At 59.3% G+C, this 21,415-nt stretch carries 16 protein-coding genes and 2 pseudogenes; 9 read left to right on the top strand and 9 right to left on the bottom strand.

Going from position 1 to position 21,415, the window contains the following annotated elements:
• Positions 1–124 precede the first annotated feature (124 nt).
• The 6 genes and pseudogenes from ABXR19_RS17660 (at position 125) to ABXR19_RS17685 (ending at position 9,657) form a co-directional block, all read left to right on the top strand.
• Complete coding sequence (locus ABXR19_RS17660) at positions 125–1,246, top strand: TniQ family protein (RefSeq protein ID WP_354602474.1); 1,122 nt, start codon at positions 125–127, stop codon at positions 1,244–1,246.
• 315 nt (positions 1,247–1,561) lie between these two features.
• A pseudogene (locus tag ABXR19_RS17665) lies at positions 1,562–1,985 on the top strand (transposase); the annotation flags it as partial.
• An 11-nt stretch (positions 1,986–1,996) separates the two neighbouring features.
• Positions 1,997–2,164 carry a hypothetical protein gene (locus tag ABXR19_RS17670; protein WP_354602475.1) on the top strand — a complete coding sequence of 56 codons (168 nt, stop codon included), beginning with the start codon at positions 1,997–1,999 and terminating at the stop codon, positions 2,162–2,164.
• A 177-nt stretch (positions 2,165–2,341) separates the two neighbouring features.
• On the top strand, positions 2,342–2,548 hold the full coding sequence (locus tag ABXR19_RS17675) for a hypothetical protein (protein ID WP_354602476.1): 207 nt from the start codon (positions 2,342–2,344) through the stop codon (positions 2,546–2,548).
• Positions 2,549–2,632: 84 nt separating this feature from the next.
• Positions 2,633–5,110 carry a bacterial Ig-like domain-containing protein gene (locus tag ABXR19_RS17680; protein ID WP_354602477.1) on the top strand — a complete coding sequence of 826 codons (2,478 nt, stop codon included), beginning with the start codon at positions 2,633–2,635 and terminating at the stop codon, positions 5,108–5,110.
• Between the two features lie 728 nt (positions 5,111–5,838).
• Positions 5,839–9,657: a PAS domain S-box protein gene (locus tag ABXR19_RS17685; protein ID WP_354602478.1), complete on the top strand. Its 3,819-nt coding sequence runs from the start codon at positions 5,839–5,841 to the stop codon at positions 9,655–9,657.
• A gap of 133 nt (positions 9,658–9,790) precedes the next feature.
• Here the strand turns inward: ABXR19_RS17685 and ABXR19_RS17690 are convergent, their stop codons facing one another.
• A complete protein-coding gene (locus ABXR19_RS17690; RefSeq protein ID WP_354602479.1) occupies positions 9,791–12,646 on the bottom strand; it encodes a valine--tRNA ligase in 2,856 nt (951 codons plus the stop codon).
• Between the two features lie 426 nt (positions 12,647–13,072).
• On the opposite strand from ABXR19_RS17690, the gene ABXR19_RS17695 reads away from it, so the two are divergent.
• Positions 13,073–14,215, top strand: coding sequence for an Lcl C-terminal domain-containing protein (locus tag ABXR19_RS17695; protein ID WP_354602480.1), 1,143 nt, complete (start codon positions 13,073–13,075; stop codon positions 14,213–14,215).
• A gap of 81 nt (positions 14,216–14,296) precedes the next feature.
• On the opposite strand, the gene ABXR19_RS17700 is transcribed toward ABXR19_RS17695, so the two are convergent.
• The 7 genes and pseudogenes from ABXR19_RS17700 to ABXR19_RS17730 form a co-directional block, all read right to left on the bottom strand.
• Positions 14,297–14,683, bottom strand: coding sequence for a type II toxin-antitoxin system VapC family toxin (locus tag ABXR19_RS17700; protein ID WP_354602481.1), 387 nt, complete (start codon positions 14,681–14,683; stop codon positions 14,297–14,299).
• Complete coding sequence (locus ABXR19_RS17705; protein ID WP_354602482.1) at positions 14,680–14,925, bottom strand: type II toxin-antitoxin system Phd/YefM family antitoxin; 246 nt, start codon at positions 14,923–14,925, stop codon at positions 14,680–14,682. Before ABXR19_RS17705 ends, ABXR19_RS17700 begins: the two co-directional genes overlap by 4 nt.
• Before the next feature lie 31 nt (positions 14,926–14,956).
• Positions 14,957–15,463: pseudogene (locus tag ABXR19_RS17710) on the bottom strand (GDSL-type esterase/lipase family protein); the annotation flags it as partial.
• A 15-nt stretch (positions 15,464–15,478) separates the two neighbouring features.
• Positions 15,479–15,727, bottom strand: coding sequence for an SGNH/GDSL hydrolase family protein (locus tag ABXR19_RS17715; RefSeq protein WP_354602483.1), 249 nt, complete (start codon positions 15,725–15,727; stop codon positions 15,479–15,481).
• A gap of 139 nt (positions 15,728–15,866) precedes the next feature.
• Positions 15,867–16,772: a hypothetical protein gene (locus ABXR19_RS17720; RefSeq protein WP_354602484.1), complete on the bottom strand. Its 906-nt coding sequence runs from the start codon at positions 16,770–16,772 to the stop codon at positions 15,867–15,869.
• Entirely contained in the window at positions 16,769–17,194 is a 426-nt protein-coding gene (locus tag ABXR19_RS17725; protein ID WP_354602485.1) for a DNA polymerase III subunit chi, read from the bottom strand. The genes ABXR19_RS17720 and ABXR19_RS17725 overlap by 4 nt, the downstream gene beginning before the upstream one ends.
• Entirely contained in the window at positions 17,194–18,678 is a 1,485-nt protein-coding gene (locus ABXR19_RS17730) for a leucyl aminopeptidase (protein ID WP_354602486.1), read from the bottom strand. Before ABXR19_RS17730 ends, ABXR19_RS17725 begins: the two co-directional genes overlap by 1 nt.
• 101 nt (positions 18,679–18,779) lie before the next feature.
• On the opposite strand from ABXR19_RS17730, the gene lptF reads away from it, so the two are divergent.
• Both lptF and lptG read left to right on the top strand, forming a co-directional pair.
• Positions 18,780–19,853 carry an LPS export ABC transporter permease LptF gene (gene lptF, locus ABXR19_RS17735; RefSeq protein ID WP_354602487.1) on the top strand — a complete coding sequence of 358 codons (1,074 nt, stop codon included), beginning with the start codon at positions 18,780–18,782 and terminating at the stop codon, positions 19,851–19,853.
• Positions 19,850–20,923 carry an LPS export ABC transporter permease LptG gene (gene lptG, locus ABXR19_RS17740; protein WP_354602488.1) on the top strand — a complete coding sequence of 358 codons (1,074 nt, stop codon included), beginning with the start codon at positions 19,850–19,852 and terminating at the stop codon, positions 20,921–20,923. The genes lptF and lptG overlap by 4 nt, the downstream gene beginning before the upstream one ends.
• Positions 20,924–20,926: 3 nt before the next feature.
• Here lptG and ABXR19_RS17745 read toward each other — a convergent pair whose 3' ends face one another.
• Positions 20,927–21,409: an RDD family protein gene (locus ABXR19_RS17745; RefSeq protein ID WP_354602489.1), complete on the bottom strand. Its 483-nt coding sequence runs from the start codon at positions 21,407–21,409 to the stop codon at positions 20,927–20,929.
• Positions 21,410–21,415: the final 6 nt, after the last annotated feature.

The following is a 21,415-nucleotide window of genomic DNA, read 5'->3' on the forward strand; positions in this document are numbered from 1 at the left end:
TGAGCCATACTTTGCACCATGCCGAACGTTGAGCCAACTCTTGCGGGAATTCTGATGTCGATGTCCGGCGTTGGTGAGTGCGCTTACCGGAACACAACGCCCATTGATCTGTTATTGAAGCTTTATGCTGCTTCCTACCCCAAATCCAGATGAGTTGTTCGTGAGTGTTTTGACCCGCTTGGGTCGGCTCAATGGGTTTGGCGATTTCAGGGAGATCGCTGCGCAAAGCTTTGAGGCAGGAATCTCTTCGTCGTTCATTGATGCGACGCTGAACTTGCCCAAATTCTGCAAACACCTTGGCGACGCCTATGGCGCCCCGGAAGTTTTGTTGAACGACCTGACCTGCCTCGGTGCGCGGAGATTTTTGGGCGAGATTGACGAGGAGGCATGGCGTGCGTTGATTTGTGGCGATGCCTCGACCTCCGTTGGGGCGCTGACGTTTCTCGGCGCGACGGAGCTACGCTTTTGTCACGCGTGTCGAAAATATGATATCGGCCAATATGGAGTCGCTTATTGGCATCGACGGCACCAAATTCCAGTACTTCATCACTGCGCAACGCACGGGTGCCGACTCAAGAAAGTTGCGATCAAGCGCGCATCGATTCATGAATCATTCCCGCTGCCTGGCGACATCCTTCCTGGGCAGGAAATAGATCTTCCATCTTTATGGACTGATCGCTTTGAACATGAGTTGGAAGTGTTTGCACAGTTCCTTCTAACGCCGATGCGACCGCACCACGCTCAGGTAGAACAGGTGCTGCGAGATGAGTTGCGGGAGCGGCGACTTATGAATAGAACAGGCGTGCTGCGAACAAACGAACTGCTCGAACACTTGATTTCGAGGACTCGTTCAGAGAACTCTGAGGAGGCTAGAAGCGTCGCCGCTCAGATCTTGCGTGGGTTGCGTGAGCCAGCCCGTGGATTAGCATTCGGGAGGGCCGCTTTGCTCAATAGCTTGCTTGGGGATTGGCGTACAGTGCTGGAGCGATGCAACTGGCTGCAGGCGATCGGCCCCTCAGTCGCACACGTCTTCCCTGACGGAGCCAAACAGGATGTTCCAGATGTCACAGTGACCCATCGAAAGAAATGCCTTGCCTACATATCGAGTGATTCAGCCCACTCGCGTCTTGGCTTCACCAAAAATGAGTACCGGAGCTTTCGCTGGTTACTTCACCATGACAAAGCCTGGCTTGATGATTTGCTACCTACGGTGGGACGAGGCTGCGAGCAAATCGAAATGTTCTAGCTGATGCTGCGCACAAATTTGTTGCCCAATATGAGTTTGCAGATCCTGCTGACCGCATCCGGTGCCCGCACTGCTTGTACAGAATTGAGCGCGGTCTCTCTGCAGACTGCTCGAACTGCCCGCAAAGTGGCTTGCAGATTGGTTTTCGACTTTAGGCATGAAGGGCGGTAAAAACAGGCCTCGGAAACTCGCGTGGTTGCTTGAGGCTATTCGATTTCGGCATGGAGAGGGAGTGTCCGCTCATGGCCCAGGCTGTTTAAAAACGCGTCGCCAACAATTTTATGACAAAGGCGTTGTTTCGACGGAGCTATTCCAATGAAACGTTTCATTGAAGGTGAAGATCGCACACAAATTACTCTGTTCCCAGAGTGCATCGAAGATTATGTTTTGGATACAAATCCAGTTCGCGTCGTGGATGTCTTTGTCGGCGAACTGGATCTGGACATGCTCAGCTTCGAAGGCGTAGCCCCCGCGGCGACAGGGCGGCCCGCCTTCCATCCAGCAGTGCATCTGAAGCTTTGCATCTACGGTTCAACCGCATTCAGTCGAGTCGGCGCCTTGAGAAAGAGAGCCAACGCAACGCTGAGTTGATGTGGCTGACGGGCCGGCTGATGCCAGCTTCAAGACCATCGCCAACTTCCGCAAGGACAACGGCAAAGCCATCCGCAGCGTCTGCCGTCAATTCGTTGCGCTGTGCCAGCAGCCGGGATTGTTCGCGGATGCATTGGTCGCCATTGATCCTGGGCGGGCATGAACAGTGACGCACTGATTGCCAGCGATCCGATTAACCTGCCTAGGATACAAAGGGTCGCACAAAAGGCAGCTGGTCAGGTGTTTGTTCTCAAGCCTGACTCGACCGCGCAACAACAGATGCGCGAGAAGGCTGCCTGCATGGTTGTGTTTGGCGGAATGAGCTGAATACCCCCTCCCTCCAGAAACCGGTGCCCGTACTCGGGCACCGGATGTCCATCGTCACCGAAGCCTTAAGCAATTTGGCACCGGCAACTATTTTGAATTTGTTCTCACTGAAGGGCACTTCCTTATCAGAAGGTCATCAACTTGATCTTCTTCGCCCTTCATCTCAGGAGAACCGCAATGACCATCGCGCTCAACGCAAACAACCAGAACGGCAACGACATCGTCATCGATGGTGTCGCAACAAGCTCCACCGGAGCCTTCACTCAAGGTGTCAAAGCCATTTTTGCAGGTCTGACTACTGAGCTTCCTCAGCGTGTCGGCGAATGCGACTTCGGGTTGCACGACAGTCGTTTCTACGGGATCACAAACTCAAAGGCAGCATGAGCCGTCGCGGAAACTGTCACGACAACACATCCATGCCATTGGCATACATTGCCGACTTGTCTTATATCGACAAAGGAAACAATCATGAAAACCAAGTTTTTTTTCAAAGCGACCGTGGCATTTCTCGTTCTGGTTGTCTTCTTTTTCATCACGGGCTGCGGTGGTGGTGGTGGTGGAGGTGGTGGTAGCTCTTCCACCAGCACAAGCACAAGTTCGTCCTCGTCTTCGAGCTCAGGTAGCACTTCAGCTCAAGCGATGGGCCTTAAGATGCTCACCGCCGAGCAGTATCAGGCGATTCCTCAGCGTAGTACCTATGGTGCAGGCGATCTGCCCGCCGCGGTAGACCTCACGGCGAAGTTCCCTTCACCTGGCTCTCAAGGCGCACAATCGAGCTGTGTCGCATGGGCTGTAGGATACGCTGTGAAGTCCTACCAGGAAGCGTTGGATCATAAGTGGGATGTCCGCACGCACACGTTCAGTCCGGCCTACATCTACAACCAGATCAATCGTGGTTTCGATCAAGGTTCCACGTTTAGCGATGCCCTTAATCTCTTGGTAAGCCAAGGCGACGCGCTTAACGAGGATATGCCCTATCGAGCAAACGATTGGACGACACAACCCTCACAGGCCGCGATTACTAGCGCGAGTCATCACCTTGCGAAATCCTGGGCGCGTATTCTGCCCGGTGACGTGAAAGCCGCTTTGGCCAGTGGCACGCCCGTGCTGATTGGTGTTCGGGTCTATCCTGATCTGCGCCAACTCAACACAAAAAATCGCATCTATGACAACTACTCGGGGACTGATGAGGGGGGGCATGCGCTTGTGATCATTGGCTATGATGACGCGCAAAATGCTTATAAGTTCTTGAATAGCTGGGGGGATACTTGGGGCATTTCTGGCTACGGCTACATTTCCTACGATCTGGTAAATGATCACGTCGCTGAACTCTACGTCGTGGAAGATGTTGCAGAAACAAAGACCTTGTCATCGATCGCGGTGAGCACTTTGCCGAACAAAACTCAGTACTTTTCTGGCGAAACCTTTACCAGTACGGGCATGGTCGTGACAGCAACCTACAGCGACGGTTCTTCAAGCAATTTCAGCGGCTGGACGACAAGTACACCAACGATGACGCGTACTGGGACGCAGGCAGTAACGGTGACAGCAAGCGAAGCAGGCGTGACCAGGAGCACGTCGTTCAACATTACGATCACCGCCCAAACGGCGACGTTGTCCTCAATCGCTATCACAACGTCCGCCCTGACCACTGCGTTCAATGTCGGCGATGTTTTTTCGACCGCTGGAGTCGTTGTCACCGCAACGTACAGTAATGCCACCACCCATGTGATAACTGGTTGGACCGCTTCAGCCCCAAGTATGCAAATTTCGGGCGTCAAAACTGTCACGATTACGTATACCGAAAACGCGGTAACGAAGACAGCCAGCTATCCAATTACAGTGACGGCACGGACCGCGACGCTCTCTTCCATAGCGGTTTCCGCCCTGCCGATGAAAACCAGCTACGTGGTTGGGGAAGCCTTCAGCTCCTCCGGTTTGGCAATTACCGCGACATTTTCTGACGCCTCGTCACACATTGTCACCGGGTGGACGTTGTCGTCCCCGAGTACGAGCAGTGCCGGAAGCCCGACCGTCATCGTGACGTACACGGAAGCGGGCGTCACGAAGGTGACGACATTCGCTATCACGGTGGTACAGGCGTCCTCGTTGTCGTACATCTCTATCACGAGTTTGCCTACGAAGATCGCCTACGCGGTGGGTGATACGTTCTCTGCGACAGGCTTGTCGGTCGCAGCATCCTACACTGACGGCACCTCGAACGCGGTCACCGGGTGGTCCGTTTCTGCTCCGTCGATGACGAGTGCGGGGACGAAGAGCGTTACCGTTACCTATGCGGAAGGCTCGGTGACTCGCACGGCCACATTTAGCATCATTGTGGCCGTGGCAGCCCCGGTACTGACGAGCATTGTCGTCAGCGCCGATAAAGCTGAGGATGCAGTCGGTTCCGAGAGCGGCTTGACTTTCACGATCCGGACGTACGATCAGTCGAACAACCTGCTCGACCTGACGGATACCACGATGACGTTCTCCCCCTCTGGTAGCGTCACGGTAAAGCGCACCGGATCAGGTACATACAGCTACACGCTGAAGGGAACGCAACCGGCTATTGTGAGCAACGCTACCTTCGCAAAAGGCGGTATCTCCTCGAACAGCCTAGCCTACAAGCTCTTCAAGTGGGGCATCCAAGAGGCGCTTCCCTACACGAACGGCAGCAGTGGCAATGTGATGCGCGTGACCGCTGTTTATCTTAACTATCTGTGGGTTCCTTCGATTCTCGTTGATAAGACCGGCGGCCAGGCATTTTTGAACGGTGGGCAGATCACCCTGCGGCAAGGCTCCCCCAGTGGGACGATTGTCTCGTACCGCGATGCGGTCAACACCACAACCAGCATCGAACTTAGCTTCTCGGTGGCTGGGACGTACTACGTCACCTCCGGCAGCATGTACGTAGGCGCCTTCAATATTATTAAACTATATCGATAGCTTATCCGCACCTTACGCTGCGCCGGACTAGCAATAGTCCGGCGCGGTTTTCATTCTCCCCCTGCTCGCGAATCAAGCAGCAGATTTTTTAAACAAGGCCGGATCGCCTCGGTTTCAGGTATCGCTCTCGGTAAGTTTCGAAATGCGCCGCGACACAATAGGGGGAATGTGGAAATGCGCATCTTGCTATAGTGGGAGGGTGAGAAAACCTGTGGAGAATGGCTTCCTGACTAGTTTTCGACTTTAGAAAATGGCAACGTTGAAAACCTCTTCGCAAACCAGCATGGTTGTGTGGATCGAGTTTTCGACTTTAATTGCACGGAACAGTATTGGACATGGTGAGTGTTCCTTTATAGGGGCGTTTCGACGGATTTACATCTGAAGCCATGCCACCGAATTGGTCACTGCGTCTTGCGGTTCACCATAATTATTCGAATGTGGCTGATCTGTGCGTTAACGCTCAAAGAGCGGAAGGTGCGTCGCGGCGGAGCCGCCTGTTGGCGCGGAAAATCTGACCGCAGCTTTGATGGTTTGAGATTAATCCTGCCGAAGAGCCGCGCCCATACTTGTTCTGCAGGCATGTGCCGTGCACAGGCAGTCTGGGGGCGGCTTTCCAGTAAGGCTGTCTTCCGGGCAAAGTGCGCGGCGCCGATCAAGCATTGGCGTGCATTGCCGATACTTGTCGGGTTACCGTGATTTAGCGGTGCCTTTGTCCCGCCGGGAGTTCCATGCTCCGTTCGCTTTATCTGCGCCTGTTGCCGCCGCTGGCCGTGCTGATTCTTGGCGGGCTGGTCAGTGCGTGGATCTTTCAGCGTTTCGAGCGGGTAGAAAGCGCCCGGCGCCTGAGTGATTTCACGATTCTTGCTGATCGGCATGCGGCCGCCCTGCGCAGCGAGATGGCTGTGGTGGTGGCTCGGATCCAGAACATCCAGCAGGTTCACGCCACCACGGGTCAGCTGGATGCGCAAGGGTTTTCGCGGATTGTTCGCGTATTTGGCAAAGAGCGGCATATCCAGGCTTATGAATGGGCTCCCCGGGTCAGTGCGCGCGAGCGCGATGTGTTCGAGCTTTCGGCACGCGCCGAGGGGGTCAAGGGCTACATGATTCGCGACATCCTGCCGGGCGGGATGGATACGGCGGCGCGGCGCGAAGAGCATTTTCCGGTACGTTTTCTGGAGCCCCTGGAAGGCAATGCTGGCGTGCTGGGCGTGGATCTGTCTTCCGAACTGCAGCGCCGCATAGCTCTTGAGGCGGCACGAGACAGTGGTATGCCCACGATAACGGCGCCTGTCAGACTGATGCAGGGCAGCACGCGGGAGAAAGGGGTGCTGATCTTTGTGCCGGCTTATGCGCCCGACACTTCGATCGCCGATATCGCGGGGCGGCGCAAGAATCTGACGGGATTTGCCGTCGGGGCTTTGCGTATCACCGAGGTGTTTGACCAGGCGCTGAAAAATATTCCTCCAAGCGGCCTGGATGTCCGTATGAGTGACAGCGCGCTGGCGGGCGAGGAGGGCCTGCTCTATCTGCACTGGTCGCGCACCCGGCAATCGGGTGCCGCTCCGGACCCGGGCTGGTTTGAAAGTAGCCCCTTGCGCGTGACCCGGCCGCTGGATCTGGGGGGGCGGGAATACGAGCTGGAAATTGTGGCCAGCCCGGCCAACCTGCTTGCTTCCGAGTCGGATTGGCCGCTGCTGGTGTTGCTGAGCGGTTTTCTGCTCACGGCCATCAGCGCGGTGTTGATCTACAGTCTGGCGCAGCGCAAGCGGATGGTTGATCAGCTGGTGGAGGCGCGCACGACTGCCTTGCAGGATGCCTTGTGGCGGCTAAGCCATAGCGAGGAGCATCACCGCATGCTGTTCGAGAGGCTGAAGATTCCAATGCTGGCGATTGATCCGGTTTCCGGTTTGATCATCGAAGCGAATGCCGAGGCCTGTCATTTTTATGGCTTCTGTCATGTGGAGTTCAAGCGCCTCAAGATCACGGATATCAGTCAGGCCGGTGCTGAAGTGGTGCAGGCCGCGATGAGGGATGCCGTTTCCGGCAAGCGGAATACCTTTGAATTTTCGCAGCGGATGGCCAGCGGCGAGATTCGCCAGGTGGAGGGGCACGCCAGCCCGATCAGCGTCGACGGGCAGATCCTGCTGTATGTCGCGGTGCTCGACATTACCCGGCGTAAACGCTCAGAAGCCCAGCTGCGGCTGCAGAGTCAGGCCGTGGATGCTGCCGCCAATGCCATTGTGATTACCGACCGACAAGGCCGGATCGAACGCGTCAACGCGGCCTTTACGCGCGTTACCGGCTACAGCGCCGAAGAGGCCATCGGGCGTAATCCGCGCGATCTGGTGAAATCTGCCGAGCATCCGCCGGAATTTTTCGCCGAGATGTGGCAAACCATCCTGAGCGGCAAGATCTGGCGCGGCGAGCTGCGCAATCGGCGCAAGGACGGCACGCTCTACGATGAAGATCAGACCATCGCGCCGGTGATCGACGAAACGGGGCAGATCAGTCATTTCGTCGCCATCAAGCAGGACATCACCGAGCGCAACCGTAGCCGTGCGGAGCTGGCCAACGAGCGCCGCCGCCTGGCCGACATCATTCGCGGCACCAACGTGGGCACCTGGGAGTGGGATCTGAGTACCGGGCAGACCACCTTCAACGAGCGCTGGGCCGAGATCATCGGCTATACGCTGGAGGAGCTCAGCCCCACCAGCATCGATACCTGGGTTGATTTCGCGCATCCGGCGGATCTGGCGGCTTCTGGCATCGAGCTGCAGCGGCATTTTGATGGGCTGGTGGAGAATTACGAAGTTGAAGTCCGCATGCGTCACAAGGACGGGCACTGGGTGTGGGTACTGGATCGCGGCAAGGTCTTGCGCCGCGATGCCGAGGGCAAGCCCTTGTTCATGTCCGGTACGCATCAGGAAATTACCGAACGCAAAGCGGCCGAAACGGCGCTGATCGAAGCCAAGCAACACGCCGAGGCTGCGAATCTGGCGAAGAGTCGTTTCCTCGCGACCATGAGCCACGAAATCCGCACCCCGCTCAACGGCATTCTGGGCATGGCGCAGATGCTGCTGCAGCCGGATCTGGCCGATGCCGGGCGGCGGAATTTCGCGCGCACCATTCTGAATTCGGGTCAGACTTTGCTGGCGCTGTTGAATGACATTCTGGATCTGTCAAAGGTCGAGGCGGGCAAGCTGGAGCTGACCGATGCCATCTTCTCGCCGCAGCAGATTCTGGAAGAAATCTCCGCGCTGTTTGCCGAAGCTGCGCATCTGAAAGGCCTGAGGCTTGAGGCCCATTGGTGTGGTCAGCCCGGCCTGCGATATCGTGGCGATCCGATCCGCCTGCGCCAGATGATTTCGAATCTGGTCAGCAACGCACTCAAATTCACCAGTCACGGCCAGGTCAGCATCTGGGCCGATGAATTTGACCGTGTGGACGAGGTAGCGCAACTGCACTTTGCCGTCACCGATACCGGTATTGGTATTCCTGCTGACAAGCAGGCGTTGCTCTTCAAGCCCTTCTCCCAGATTGACGATTCAGACACCCGAAAATTCGGCGGCACCGGTCTGGGCCTGTCCATCGTCCGTAGCCTGGCCGAGCTGATGCAGGGCGAGGTCGGGATTGAAAGTCGTGAAGAGCAGGGCTCAACTTTCTGGTTCAGGATTCAGACGGGCGTGGTCTGCACGCAGGAAGAAAGCCGGCGCAGCGAGCGTGCACCGGAACTCGCCGCCAGCTCGCCGCCGAGCCTGCAGGGACGACGGGTGCTGATCGTCGAGGACAATCCGACCAACCTGCTCGTTGTGCAGGCCATGCTCGCCAGCCAATCCCTGCAACTTTCCCATGTCGGCAACGGGCAAGAGGCCGTGGATCTGGTCTGCGCGCGCGAAGCCTTTGATCTGATCCTGATGGATTGCCAGATGCCCGTCATGGACGGCTTCGAAGCGAGCCGCCTGATTCGTCAGTGGGAACTACTTGAGCACCGCACGCCGGTGCCCATCGTGGCGCTGACCGCAGGCGCGTTTGCCGAAGATCGCCACCTTTGCGATGCGGCCGGTATGTCTGATTTTCTCGCCAAACCGATCGATCTGGGCAAGCTGCTGGGCATGCTGCACAAATGGCTGGCGCCCAGCATGAACGATGTTCCGGTGGTGTTGGCGAGCCCCGCATTGACGCCTTCTGCCGATGCTGAAAGCCTGCCGGTCTTCGATGCGTCAGAGCTGATGCGTCGTCTGGGGAGCGACTTAGAGATTGCACAGATTGCCACGGGCGCCTTCCTCGAAGACTATGCCGGCCTCGTCCAGCAATTGCGCGCCGCGCTTGCGGCCCGCAATACCAAGGATGCCCGGCGTCACGCCCATTCACTCAAAGGCGCGGCGGGGAATACCTCGGGCATTGCGGTGGCAGATTGTGCCGGGCGGATCGAAGCGCTGTGCGCCGAGGAGCAACTGGCCGAGGGCGAAGCCCTGCTGCCGCAACTGGACGCCGACATCGCCCGCTTCGTCGAGGCCTTGCGCGAGTTTCTGAAGAGGATTGGCTGACCTTGCTGAAGACCCGCTCCCGGATTGGGTCTGCGGGCATGAATGCTGCACAGCAAGGCGGGGGGCGGCTCTTCAGGAGGGCAAACAATAACGGGGCCCCGCGGCCCCGTTATTCATATCAACACAATCAAACTCAGCCGAGTCGGCTGAGCTGATCGCGCAGCTTCTCCAGCGTGCTGCCAAAGTCTGCCAAGCGCTTGCGTTCGGCATCCACCACGGCAGCCGGGGCGCGGGCGACGAAGCCTTCGTTACCCAGCTTGACTTCGATCTTGCCCGCTTCGATTTCGATACGACCGATTTCCTTGCCAATGCGCTCGCGCTCGGCGACCGGATCGATCTCGATTTTGAGCATGCAGCGGAATTCGCCGACCACTTGCACCGGGGCCGGCGATTGTGGCAGCTCGGCACCGACGGCGGTCACTTCCGACAGCTTGGCCATCGCGGCCAGATACGGGCCGAACAGGGCAACCGTGGCTTCGTCACCGGCCATCAACAGCGGCACCTTGTTGGACGGCTGCAGATTCATCTCGGCGCGCAGGCTGCGGCAGGCGTTGATGATGTCCTTGAGTTGCGCGACCTTGGCTTCCGAGGCTTCGTCGATGCGCTCCGGCGCGCAGCTCGGGTAGGCGGCGGTGCCGATGAACTCGCTGGCCTTGCGACCGGCCACGACCGACACGGTCTGCCACAGCTCTTCGGTGATGAACGGAATCAGCGGGTGCGCCAGGCGCAGGATGGTTTCGAGCACGCGCACCAAGGTGCGGCGGGTGCCGCGTTGCTGGGCTTCTGAGCCGTTCTGCAGCTGAACTTTCGCCAGTTCCAGATACCAGTCGCAGTACTCGTCCCAGACCAGTTCATAGATCGTGCGCGCGGCCAGATCCAGACGGTACTCAGTGAAGTTCTGCGCGATGTCGGCTTCGGCGCGTTGCAGGCGGCTGGTCATCCAGCGGTCGGCAAACGAGAAGCTCAGGTATTCGCCATCGCACTCGCTGACCTTGTGATTGTCCAGCCCGCAATCCTTGCCTTCGCAGTTCATCAGCACGAAGCGCGTGGCGTTCCACAGCTTGTTGCAGAAGTTGCGATAGCCCTCGCAGCGCTGCATGTCGAACTTGATGTCACGCCCCGGCGAAGCCAGCGAGGAGAAGGTGAAGCGCAGCGCGTCGGTGCCGAAAGCGGGAATGCCTTCCGGATATTCTTTGCGCGTCTTCTTCTCGATCTTGGCCGCATCGCGCGGGTTCATCAGGCCGGTGGTGCGCTTGGCAATCAGCGCGTCCAGACCGATGCCGTCGATCAGATCGATCGGGTCCAGCACATTGCCCTTGGACTTGCTCATTTTCTGGCCTTCCGCATCGCGGATCAGGCCGTGCACGTAGACGTGCTTGAACGGAATCTTGTTGGTCAGGTGCTTGGTCATCATGATCATCCGGGCGACCCAGAAGAAGATGATGTCAAAACCCGTAACCAGCACCGAAGACGGCAGATACAGGTCCAGCGCCGGGTTGGATTGGCCCGGATATTCCGGCGTCCAGTCCAGGGTGCTGAAGGGCCACAGGGCCGACGAGTACCAGGTGTCGAGTACGTCGTTGTCACGCGTCAGCGTGCCGGTGTAGCCATCCTTGGCGGCCAGCGCGACAGCTTCGGCTTCGTCATGGGCGACCCACACGCGGCCGTCGGCCGCATGCCAGGCGGGAATCTGGTGACCCCACCAGAGCTGCCGCGAGATGCACCAGTCCTGCAGATTGCGCATCCAGCTGTAATAAGTGTTCACCCAGTTCTCGGGCACGAACTTCACTTCGCCAGATTCGACCACTTCGATGGCCTTCTGACCAATCGACTTGCCATCCGCGCCGGGCTTGTTGACGGCGACGAACCACTGATCGGTGAGCATCGGCTCGACGATCTCGTTGGTGCGCTCGCAGCGCGGCACCTGCAGCTTGTGTGGCTTGATCTCGCCGAGCAGGCCGAGGGTTTCGAAGTCGGCGACGATCTGCTTGCGCGCCTCGAAGCGATCCAGACCGTGGTAGCGGGCCGGCGCGTTTTCGTTGATCTTGGCGTCCAGCGACAGCACCGAAATCATCGGCAGGTGATGACGTTGACCGACCGCGTAGTCGTTGAAGTCATGCGCCGGGGTGACCTTCACGCAGCCCGTGCCGAATTCCTTGTCGACGTAGTCATCGGCGATGATCGGGATCTCGCGCCAGTGCGAGGCGTCCAGCGTGTCACCCTGCATGGACGAGAGCGGCAGGCGGATCATCTGGCCGATCAGGTGCGCGTAACGCTCGTCTTCCGGATGCACCATGACGGCGGAATCGCCGAGCATGGTCTCCGGGCGGGTCGTCGCCACCGTCAAATGGCCCGAGCCATCGGCCAGCGGATAGCGCAGATGCCACATGAAGCCGTCTTCTTCCTTCGACTCCACTTCCAGATCGGAGACGGCCGTGCCCAGCTTCGGGTCCCAGTTCACCAGGCGCTTGCCACGGTAAATCAGGCCTTCCTTGTAGAGGCGCACGAAGGATTCGGTAACGGATTTGGACAGGCCCGCATCCATGGTGAAGCGCTCGCGGCTCCAGTCCGGCGAGGTGCCGAGGCGACGCATCTGCTGCGTGATCGCGCCGCCGGAGTATTCCTTCCACTCCCAGACCTTCTCGAGGAACTTCTCGCGGCCCAGGTCGAGGCGCTTGATGCCTTCACCTTCCAGCTTGCGCTCCACCACGATTTGCGTGGCGATACCGGCGTGGTCGGTGCCCGGCTGCCACAGCGTGTTGGCGCCACTCATGCGGTGGTAGCGGGTCAGTGCATCCATGATGGTCTGGTTGAAACCATGACCCATGTGCAGCGAGCCGGTCACGTTTGGCGGCGGCAGCAGGATGCAGAAAGACTGATCGGCGGGCTTGCTGGTGTCGAGGCCGGCCGCGAAATAACCGGATTTTTCCCATTGCGGGTACCAGCGCGATTCGATATCGGCCGGCTCAAAGCTCTTGGCGAGTTCCATAGGAAACCTGGATGAATTCTGGGGAAGGGCGGGATTATACCGGCTGGCGGGCGTGGGCCGGGAAGCTTGTGCCGCCCGAACGCGGCGGCGCAGCCCCTCCCTTGTCAAGGGGAGGCTGGGAGGGGTTGCCGTTGATCCAAAGCCTCAGCCCCTTTGCCGCGAAGGCGCGAAGAAACGCAAAGGGCCGCAAAGGCGGTGGGTGTGTGCTTGAAGAACCGTGTGGGGCTTGCTTCTCCAGATGGGCTTGCTGCACAGTCAATGCTGGTGAGGCTCTTCAGGCTGTGCAACAGCTTCCGCCCGAGTGGGTGAGGGTGGGGCTGGCTGTCCCACATCAAGATTGCCCGGAGTGCTGCTTGTGCAAAAGAACGACCTGGCATACTTTGCGGCCTTGCTTCTCAACGAGTGGGAATAATAAAAATGCACGGGATGAGTCAGGGATGGAAAGCTGCGGGAGCGCTCGTGCTTGGTGCGGTGTTGTTTGCTTGCGGTGGTGGTGGTGGTGGCGTTTCTGCCGGCGCAGGGAGCGCTGATGCTTCAGGCGTTCGTTTGCTGAACGATACTGGCGTCACGGCCACCGCTTACGATGCTACTGGCGCTTATGTAACGAGTTGCAACGCAGCGGTCAGCGGCAACGATTGCAATACCGGGCGCGATGCCACATCTAGCGATAACTCAGACGGCAAGGCTGGTTTCAGTTTCGAGAAGCTAGATGCCGCAGGCAAGGCCTTGTCGGCAAGCGCCAGCAACTGGAATTGTGTGCGTGACAAGCTGACCGGGCTGGTCTGGGAAATCAAGACTAGCGACGGAGGTTTGCGTGATCTAAACAAGCTCTACACCAACCATGGTGATAACCGTAGTGGCGATGCCAGTGAGTTCGTGGCAGCGGTCAATGTGGCTGGTTTGTGTGGTGCGAAAGACTGGCGTTTGCCTGTGGCGGGTGAATTGCTCGGGCTGGTGGATTACGGCGTCAGCTACCCGGGACCGACGATCGACGTTAGCTGGTTTCCGAATAGCATAAATTCATGGTACTGGAGTGCAACGCAGAACGCTGCCCTTACCACTGGTTCGGAGGGCGTGGATTTTTTTGCGGGCATATCCGGGTTCTATGGACGCGAGTACACACATGCCGTGCGGTTGGTGCGCGGCAGTCTGTTGTCAGAGGCCGGGCGTTATCAGTTTTCGGCGGATGCTCAGGAGGTGAGGGATTCCCGAACTGGTCTGACCTGGCGTCGCTGCAGTGAGGGGCAGAGCTGGGTGGGAAGTTCATGCGCTGGCAGTGCAGCGACTTACACTCATGCTGTGGCTTTGTTGCGAGCGAGCAGCCTGGCTCAGGCGAGCGGTAAGGCCTGGCGGATGCCGAACATCAAGGAACTCGAAAGCATTGTTGATTACAGTCGTTTCAATCCAGCCATTGACCCAGCTGTTTTTCCCTCGGCGACTGCATCCCTGTACTGGACAAGCTCTCCGATGGCGAGCTCATCTTTGTATGCTTGGACACTGAATTTCATGGTTGGGGGGGTGGAAAGTGGGGATCGCGATACTGCGTATCCGCTGCGTCTGGTGAGATGAACCAAGCGGAACTGGTATTGATCTGATCGGGTAAGCCGCCGCGTGGGCTCAGGGACACTGATTGCCCCGCTTTGCGTCTACTCACACTTGTTGCACCGGTCCCGGGTATTGCGCGAGCAGGGCATCGGCCGTCAGCAGGAGGATGCCTTCGACTGTGGCTTGGGCGATGAGCATCCGGTCGAACGGGTCTTTGTGGATGGGCGGCAGGCTGTCGATGGCCACCGCGTGTTCGCTGCCGATGGGCAATTCGTTGTAGCCGTTGTCCAGCAGCCCGCGCCGCAGCAGGCGCGCATCGACTTTGAAGTCCGCGCGGCCGAGGCTGTGTTTGATGGCGATTTCCCACAGGCTGGCGGCGCTGAAGAAAAGTTCGTTGCCGGGCGCTTCGATCAAGCTGCGGGCTTCGGCAGATAGCTGCTCCGGCGTACCTGCGGCCCACAGCAAGAGGTGCGTGTCGAGCAGAAGTTTCATGCTTCGCCGCCGAAAAGCTGCTCAATCTCGACGCTGCCCATGCTGTCGAAATCATCGGGCACGGCGATCTGCCCGGCCATGAAGCCGAGGCGTCTGGTTTGCCCGGCTTCGGGCGCGCTCAGGGCGCTGACTTTGACCAGCGGCTTGCCGGCCTTGGCGATGACAAAAGATTCACCCTTGGCTGCTTGTTCGATCAGCCGGGATAAATGAGTCTTGGCTTCGTGAATATTGACGGTGTGCATGGCGGGCTCGACTGGACTAAGTCCGGTTAGTCTAGTTGCTTGCTTGCGGCTGCGCCAGCATTTCGTCCAGCAGCGGTTGCATGGCTTCGGCCCAGATCTGATAGCCGGCGAGTGAGGGGTGGAGCTGGTCCGGCATGAGTTCGGGCGGAATCTGACCATTGCGCACGAAGCGCGGGCTGAGGTCGAGGTAGCGGATGCGCTGGCCGTCGTCGAGACGGGCGAGTTCGGTGTTGGCTGCGCGGATTGTCTGCATGCGCTGCACGGCGTCGTCGATGCGCCCGCTTGCATCCTTGCGCGGACCGCGCGGGAAGACGCCAAGCAGCAATACTTTGCTCTGCGACTGTTTGCGGGCGATGAGTTCGAGGATCTGGCGGGTGCTGGCGGCGATCTGCGCGCCGGTCTGTGAGGCGCTGTTGTTGGTACCGATCAACAGGACGATGACTTTGGGCTGGATGTTGTCGAGTTCGCCGTTGTCGAGGCGCCACAGCACATGCTCGACGCGGTCGCCGCCGATGCCGAAGTTGGCGGGGCGGTAGCGACCGTATTGTTGCTGCTATAGGGAGGGCGCTTTGCTATGCCAGCCTTCGGTGATGGAGTCGCCGATGAAAAGCAGATCAATCGGGCCTTCGCGGTCACGGCGCAGGAAGCTTTCATGTTTGCTGAGGAACTGGCCGCCATCTTTCTTGGGCGAGCCGAGGCTGGGTGTCGTGCGGTCGGGGGCCGCGGGCGGGGTGGCTGCGCAGCCGAGCAGGAGGACGCTGGTGCTGAGAGCGAGCAGCGTTTGGATGAGTCGACAGCGCATCGTTTGTCCTTTTGCGAGGTGATGGCTGGAGAGCCTTGTGCGGATTGGTTTTGCGGAATGCCTGTCTGTATCGGCTTGCTGTGCGGACCTTTGCAGGGAGGTGTGCTGAAGAAGTCCGCTGGGAGCGGCTCTTCAGGGCTTAACTCTGGTTTTGATCGTCGTCACCGCGCAGCGCGCTGTCGAGCACTTTGGAGATTTGCTCGGAGAGTTCGGGCAGCAGGGTGACACGCAGGTGGGCGGCGGTCTGCATGCGCAGGCGTTCGGAGAGGCCCAGCAGCTCGCCGGCAATGATGGGCGGCAGTTCCTTGGCCAGCCATTGATTGATGCCTTGGGCGATCTGCGCGTCGAGCTCGATCAGGCGCTCGCCCATGGCCATGGCGGCATTCTGCACGGCTTCGCGACGGGCTTCCTGCATGGCCGGCCACTGGTTGATTTCGGCTTCTTCGCGGCCCTGGGCCTGGGCGGCTTGCACGGCGCGCAGTTGCTGGGCACGGGCTTCGTGAAGGGCGTCGGCGCGGGCTTTGGCACAGGCGTCGCGGATGGCGATTTCCTGTTCTTCGGTGGACCGTCCGCGCGGTTGCGCGCCAAGTTCGGCGATGGCCTCGGCGCGCGCGCGGGCGGCGGCTTCACGGATGGCACGTTCGTGTTCGGCACGCATCTCGGCGCGGGTGCGTGCGACGGCTTCGTCGACGGCGTTCTCGATGACCTGACGCGGCGGCAGCGGGCTGAGTTGCTGGAACTGGCCGCTGGGGGTGAGGTCGTCGTCGATGTCCAGATCCAGCGACAGGGCGAAGGTGTCTTTTACACGCTCGGGAACGTGCGAACGCATCGGGGCAAGCGAACTGGTGTCCAGCGCTTCAAGTGGTTCGAGCGTGTCAAATGCGTCGGTGAGTTCGGGCAGGTCTTCGTCCAGCGCGTCGGTGAGCAGGGGCAGTTCATCGGCGTCGCTGCCTACACCATCCGGACGGTTGCGACGAATCAGGGCGTCAGCTTTGGTGAGCAGGGCCTTGTCAATGATCGGATCGTCGCTTGTGCTAGGGCTCATGAGTCTTTTTTCGCCAGATCGTAGGGCTGCACGGTGTGGCCGTTTTCCTTGTAAAAGCGCCAGCGGCTGCGGGCGGCGCTGCGCCCCGCTTCGTCACTGGCGACGATTTCCACCAGCAGCTTGAAGCGATCGTAGCCAGCCGGCAGGTCGTCGGCCAAGTTAATCAGCACGTCATCATAAGGCAGATTGCTCAGGGTCTGCACCATCACGACCGGGGTACGCGCCGCCAGCGGCGAGCTGGCCGCGACATGCGGCACGAAGGAGGCCGGCTGTGCACTCCACAATAGACTGTCGTACTGCTGCGAGAGTTCCTGATCGGGCGCATAGACGATGATCTTTCGCCCCTGCGCCACGGCCTTGGCGGTGATGGCGCAGGCCGCCCGCAGGCGGTCGCTGGCGTTGTGATAGAACTTGACGTCCATCAGGCTTTGGCGCGCGCGAGCAGGAACTCGGTGAGCAGTTGCACAGGCCGGCCGGTCGCGCCTTTTTCGGCGCCGCTCTTCCATGCGGTGCCTGCGATATCCAGATGCGCCCACTTGTAGGCTTTGGCAAAGCGCGATAGGAAACAGGCTGCGGTGATGCTGCCGGCCGGGCGCCCGCCGATGTTGGCCATGTCCGCGAAATTGCTCTTGAGCTGATCCTGATATTCGTCGAACAGCGGCAGTTGCCAGGCACGATCACCGGTGCGCTGGCCGGCACCGAGCAGCTCGGCGGCGAGGGCGTCATCGTTGGCGAGTAGACCGCTGGTGTGGTGACCCAATGCGATGATGCAGGCGCCGGTGAGGGTGGCGATGTCGACCACGCAGGCGGGCTTGAAGCGCTCGGCGTAGGTGAGTGCGTCGCACAGGATCAGACGGCCTTCGGCGTCGGTGTTGAGAATTTCGATGGTCTGGCCGGACAGTGAAGTGACCACGTCACCCGGCTTGACGGCGAGGCCGGAGGGCATGTTTTCAGTCGCAGGAATCAGGCCGACCAGATTGATCGGTAGGCCCATTTTGGCGACCGCACGGAAAGTGCCGAGCACCGAAGCCGCGCCGCACATGTCGAACTTCATTTCGTCCATGCCTTCGCCGGGCTTCAGCGAAATGCCGCCGGAATCAAAGGTGACGCCCTTGCCGACCAGCACGATGGGCGCGGCCTTGGGTTTGCCACCCTTGTATTCGAGAACGATGAAGCGTGGCTCTTCGCGCGAACCTTGAGCGACCGACAGGAAGCTGCCCATACCGAGTTCTTCGATACCGTCGCGGTCGAAAACCTGAATCTTCAGTTTGTATTCGCGGGCGAGACTCTTGGCGGTATCGGCGAGGGTCGATGGCGTGCAGTAGTTGGCGGGCAGGTTGCCCAGATCGCGGGCCAGGGATTGGCCGGCGGCAATTGCGGCGCCTTGTTCGAGTGCTGTGCGGGCGGCGGCATCGCTCTTACCCTGGAGCAGAAATTCGAGCTTGGCTGGACCGGCCGGTTTGTCGTCCGGCTTGGCGCGAACGGCTTCGAAGCGGTAGCAGGCATCAGCCAGCAGGATGGCAGCGGTGCGCAGGCTGGCGGGCAATTCGAGGCCGCCGGCCACCAGATCGGTAGCGGCGAAAGCGGCAGATTTGGCTTTGCTTGGGGCGAGCCATTTGCCGACAGCTGTCAGGGCGCTGCGCAGTGCCTTGTCGGCGAATTCGGCACGCTTGCCGAGGCTGACAACCAGTACGCGTTCGGCGGCGACGCCGGGCAGGGTGGGCAGGGCGAACAGGCTGCCGGCCTTGTCGTCCAGCTCGCGCTTGATCAGTTTGCCCAGCAGGCCATTGCTGGCCGTATCGATGGCCGCGAGCTGCGGGCCGGCTTCGCCATCCGCAAAGCGGGCGAGGATCAGGCAATCGGTCTTGAGTTTCTCGGGGGCTGCAGCTTTTATGCTAAATTCCATGACCTTTTCCTGACGATACGGTCGGCGCAATGCGCCGGGGTTGCAATCGGGTGATTATCCCCGCTGCGGCGCAATGCCGTCAAAGTGAGTCGACAACCAAGATGATCTTCCGCCGCGCAGCTGTGCGCGAATTCACCAGTACGGCGATTGCGATTTTCGTTGCACTGTTCTTCATCATGATCACCGTGATTCTGGTGCGCTTGCTGTCGCAGGCCGCTGGCGGGCGCTTGCCGGCGGATGCCGTGTTGGCCCTGATCGGGTTTTCGTCGCTGAATCACCTGCCCGTGCTGCTGTCGCTGTCGGTTTTCGTTGCCGTGCTGCTGTCGATGTCGCGCAGCTATCGCGACTCCGAAATGGTGGTGTGGTTTTCCAGCGGGCTTCCGCTGACCGCCTGGATTCGGCCGGTGCTGCAATTTTCTTTGCCTATCGCTTTGGTGGTGGCGGTGCTTTCGCTGTTTTTGTCGCCTTGGGCGCAGGGCAAGGCGCTGGAATATCGCAAGCGTCTGGAGAGCCGGGACGAAGTCTCGCGCGTCTCGCCTGGGGCGTTTCGTGAATCCGCATCTTCACAGCGGGTGTTTTTCGTCGAATCGGTCGATCAGGCCGCTGGGCGCGTCAAAAATGTCTTCATCAATTCTGTGCAACCCGGCAAGCAGGGCCTGACGGTCGCGACCGACGGCGAGGTCGAAACGGCTGCAAATGGGGACCGTTTTGTGGTGTTGCTCAACGGGCGGCGCTATGACGGAGAACCCGGCGCAGCCAACTTTCGCGTGATGAACTTCGAGCGTTACGCGGTGCGGATCGAGCCCAAGGAGCTGGGCGTGATTGAGGTGACGCCACGCACCCTGACGACCGACAATTTGCTGCTGGCGCCGACCAACCCGAACAAGGGCGAGCTAGCCTGGCGTTTCGGGATTCCGCTGGCGACCTTGATCCTGTCTTTGCTGGCAATTCCCTTGTCGTTCGTGAATCCGCGTGTTGGTCGGGCCAATAATCTGGTGTTCGCGGTGCTGGCCTTTACGGTTTACCTGAATTTGCTGGGCGTGAGTCAGGCCTGGATCGCCAAAGGCCGGCTGGATGCCGTGACTGGCGTGTGGGCAGTGCATGGGTCCATGCTCTTGCTGCTCTTGCTGCTGTTTGGCTGGCGCATGCTGCCGAGCTTGCGGAGGTCGCGATGAAGACGGCTTCTCGCTATTTGCGCCGTGAGATTCTGAGCTCCACCTTGCTGGTGCTCGGCGCTTTTCTCTGTCTGTTCACCTTCTTCGATTTTCTTGCCGAGCTGGAAGAGCTGGGTAAGGGCGGCTATCAGATCAAGCACGCATTCATTTTTGTTGCGCTGTCGATCCCCAGTCGGGCCTACGAAATCATGCCGATTGCGGTGTTGATTGGCAGTTTGTTTGCACTGACCCAGTTTGCACGCAACTCCGAATTGACCGTACTGCGTGCGGCTGGGGTGTCTACGCTGCGACTGATGGGTGAGTTGCTGAAAATCGGGTTGATTTTTGTGGTGACGACCTTTGTGGTGGGCGAATATGTCGCGCCGCCACTGGAGCGCGTGGCACAAAAATGGCGCCTGCGCAGCATCAATGCCAGTGTGCCGCAGGAGTTGCGCACCGGGATGTGGATCCGGGATGGACGATTGTTCGTGAATGTTAGCCGGGTGTTGCCGGATACGAGTCTGGAGAAGGTGAAAATCTTTGAGTTCGATGAAGCCCATCGTCTGCTGTCGATGAATCTGGCCGAGAAGGGCGCGTATTCGCCTGCCCAAGGTTGGTTGTTGACGGATGTTGTGCAGACGCGCTTTGTTGGTGAGCGGATTGAAACCGCCCGTCTGCCGGCTCTACGCTGGGGCTCCGAGCTGACGCCGGAGATGATCAGTGTGGTGATGGTGACGCCGGAGCGTATGGCCATTGGCAATCTGTACCAATACACTCAGCATCTGAAAGCGAACGCACAGCGGACAGGTCGTTACGAGGTGGCGTTCTGGAAAAAGTTGATGTATCCGCTGGCGGCGCTAGTCATGATGGGGCTGGCTTTACCCTTCGCACTCGGCAATCAGCGTTCGGTCAATGTTGGCGCGCGGGTGTTGATGGGCGTGATGCTGGGGATTACCTTTTATTTACTGAATGCCTTGTTTTCGAATCTGGGCATTATCAATAATTGGCCTGCATTCTTGAGCGCGACTGCGCCTAGCCTGATGTTCTTCTTGCTGGCCGTCGGCATGATGTGGACGGTAGATCGGCGCTGAGTTTTAGGTGCCGACTTCCTGTCCGCGGGCCGGGTTGTGCACGATGCAGGTGCCAGCCAGACGATCGTGCGGAAACTGACGATCACGATCCACGAAAATAACCCACAGCAGGCCGAGACCGCTGAGCATGAAAAGCAGGGATGGCCACGTCAGCGCATAGCGCAACAGGCACTTGCCAAGACTCGGCGGCTTTCCGTTGTGCGCATCTACAAGCTGAAGCTGCCAGGTCTGCATGGCCAGCGTCTGGCCGTTGCGCCGCCACAGCCATACAAAATAAATCCCGAGCAGTAGAAACAAGTGCAACCATGCCAGTGCGCCGGGAATTTGCGTATGAAATAGCACGCCGACGGCAGTCAGGGGAGCAATAAAGCCGATGGCGAGCACTCCGAGCAGGAGCAGGCTCTCATAGAGCATGCTGGACAAACGGCGACGCAGGCTGGCAATGGCGACGACAGTGCGTGCGCAGGCCGGGGCGGGCATATTCATGATGTG

Source organism: Uliginosibacterium flavum, from assembly GCF_040566545.1.
Classification (GTDB): domain Bacteria; phylum Pseudomonadota; class Gammaproteobacteria; order Burkholderiales; family Rhodocyclaceae; genus Uliginosibacterium; species Uliginosibacterium flavum.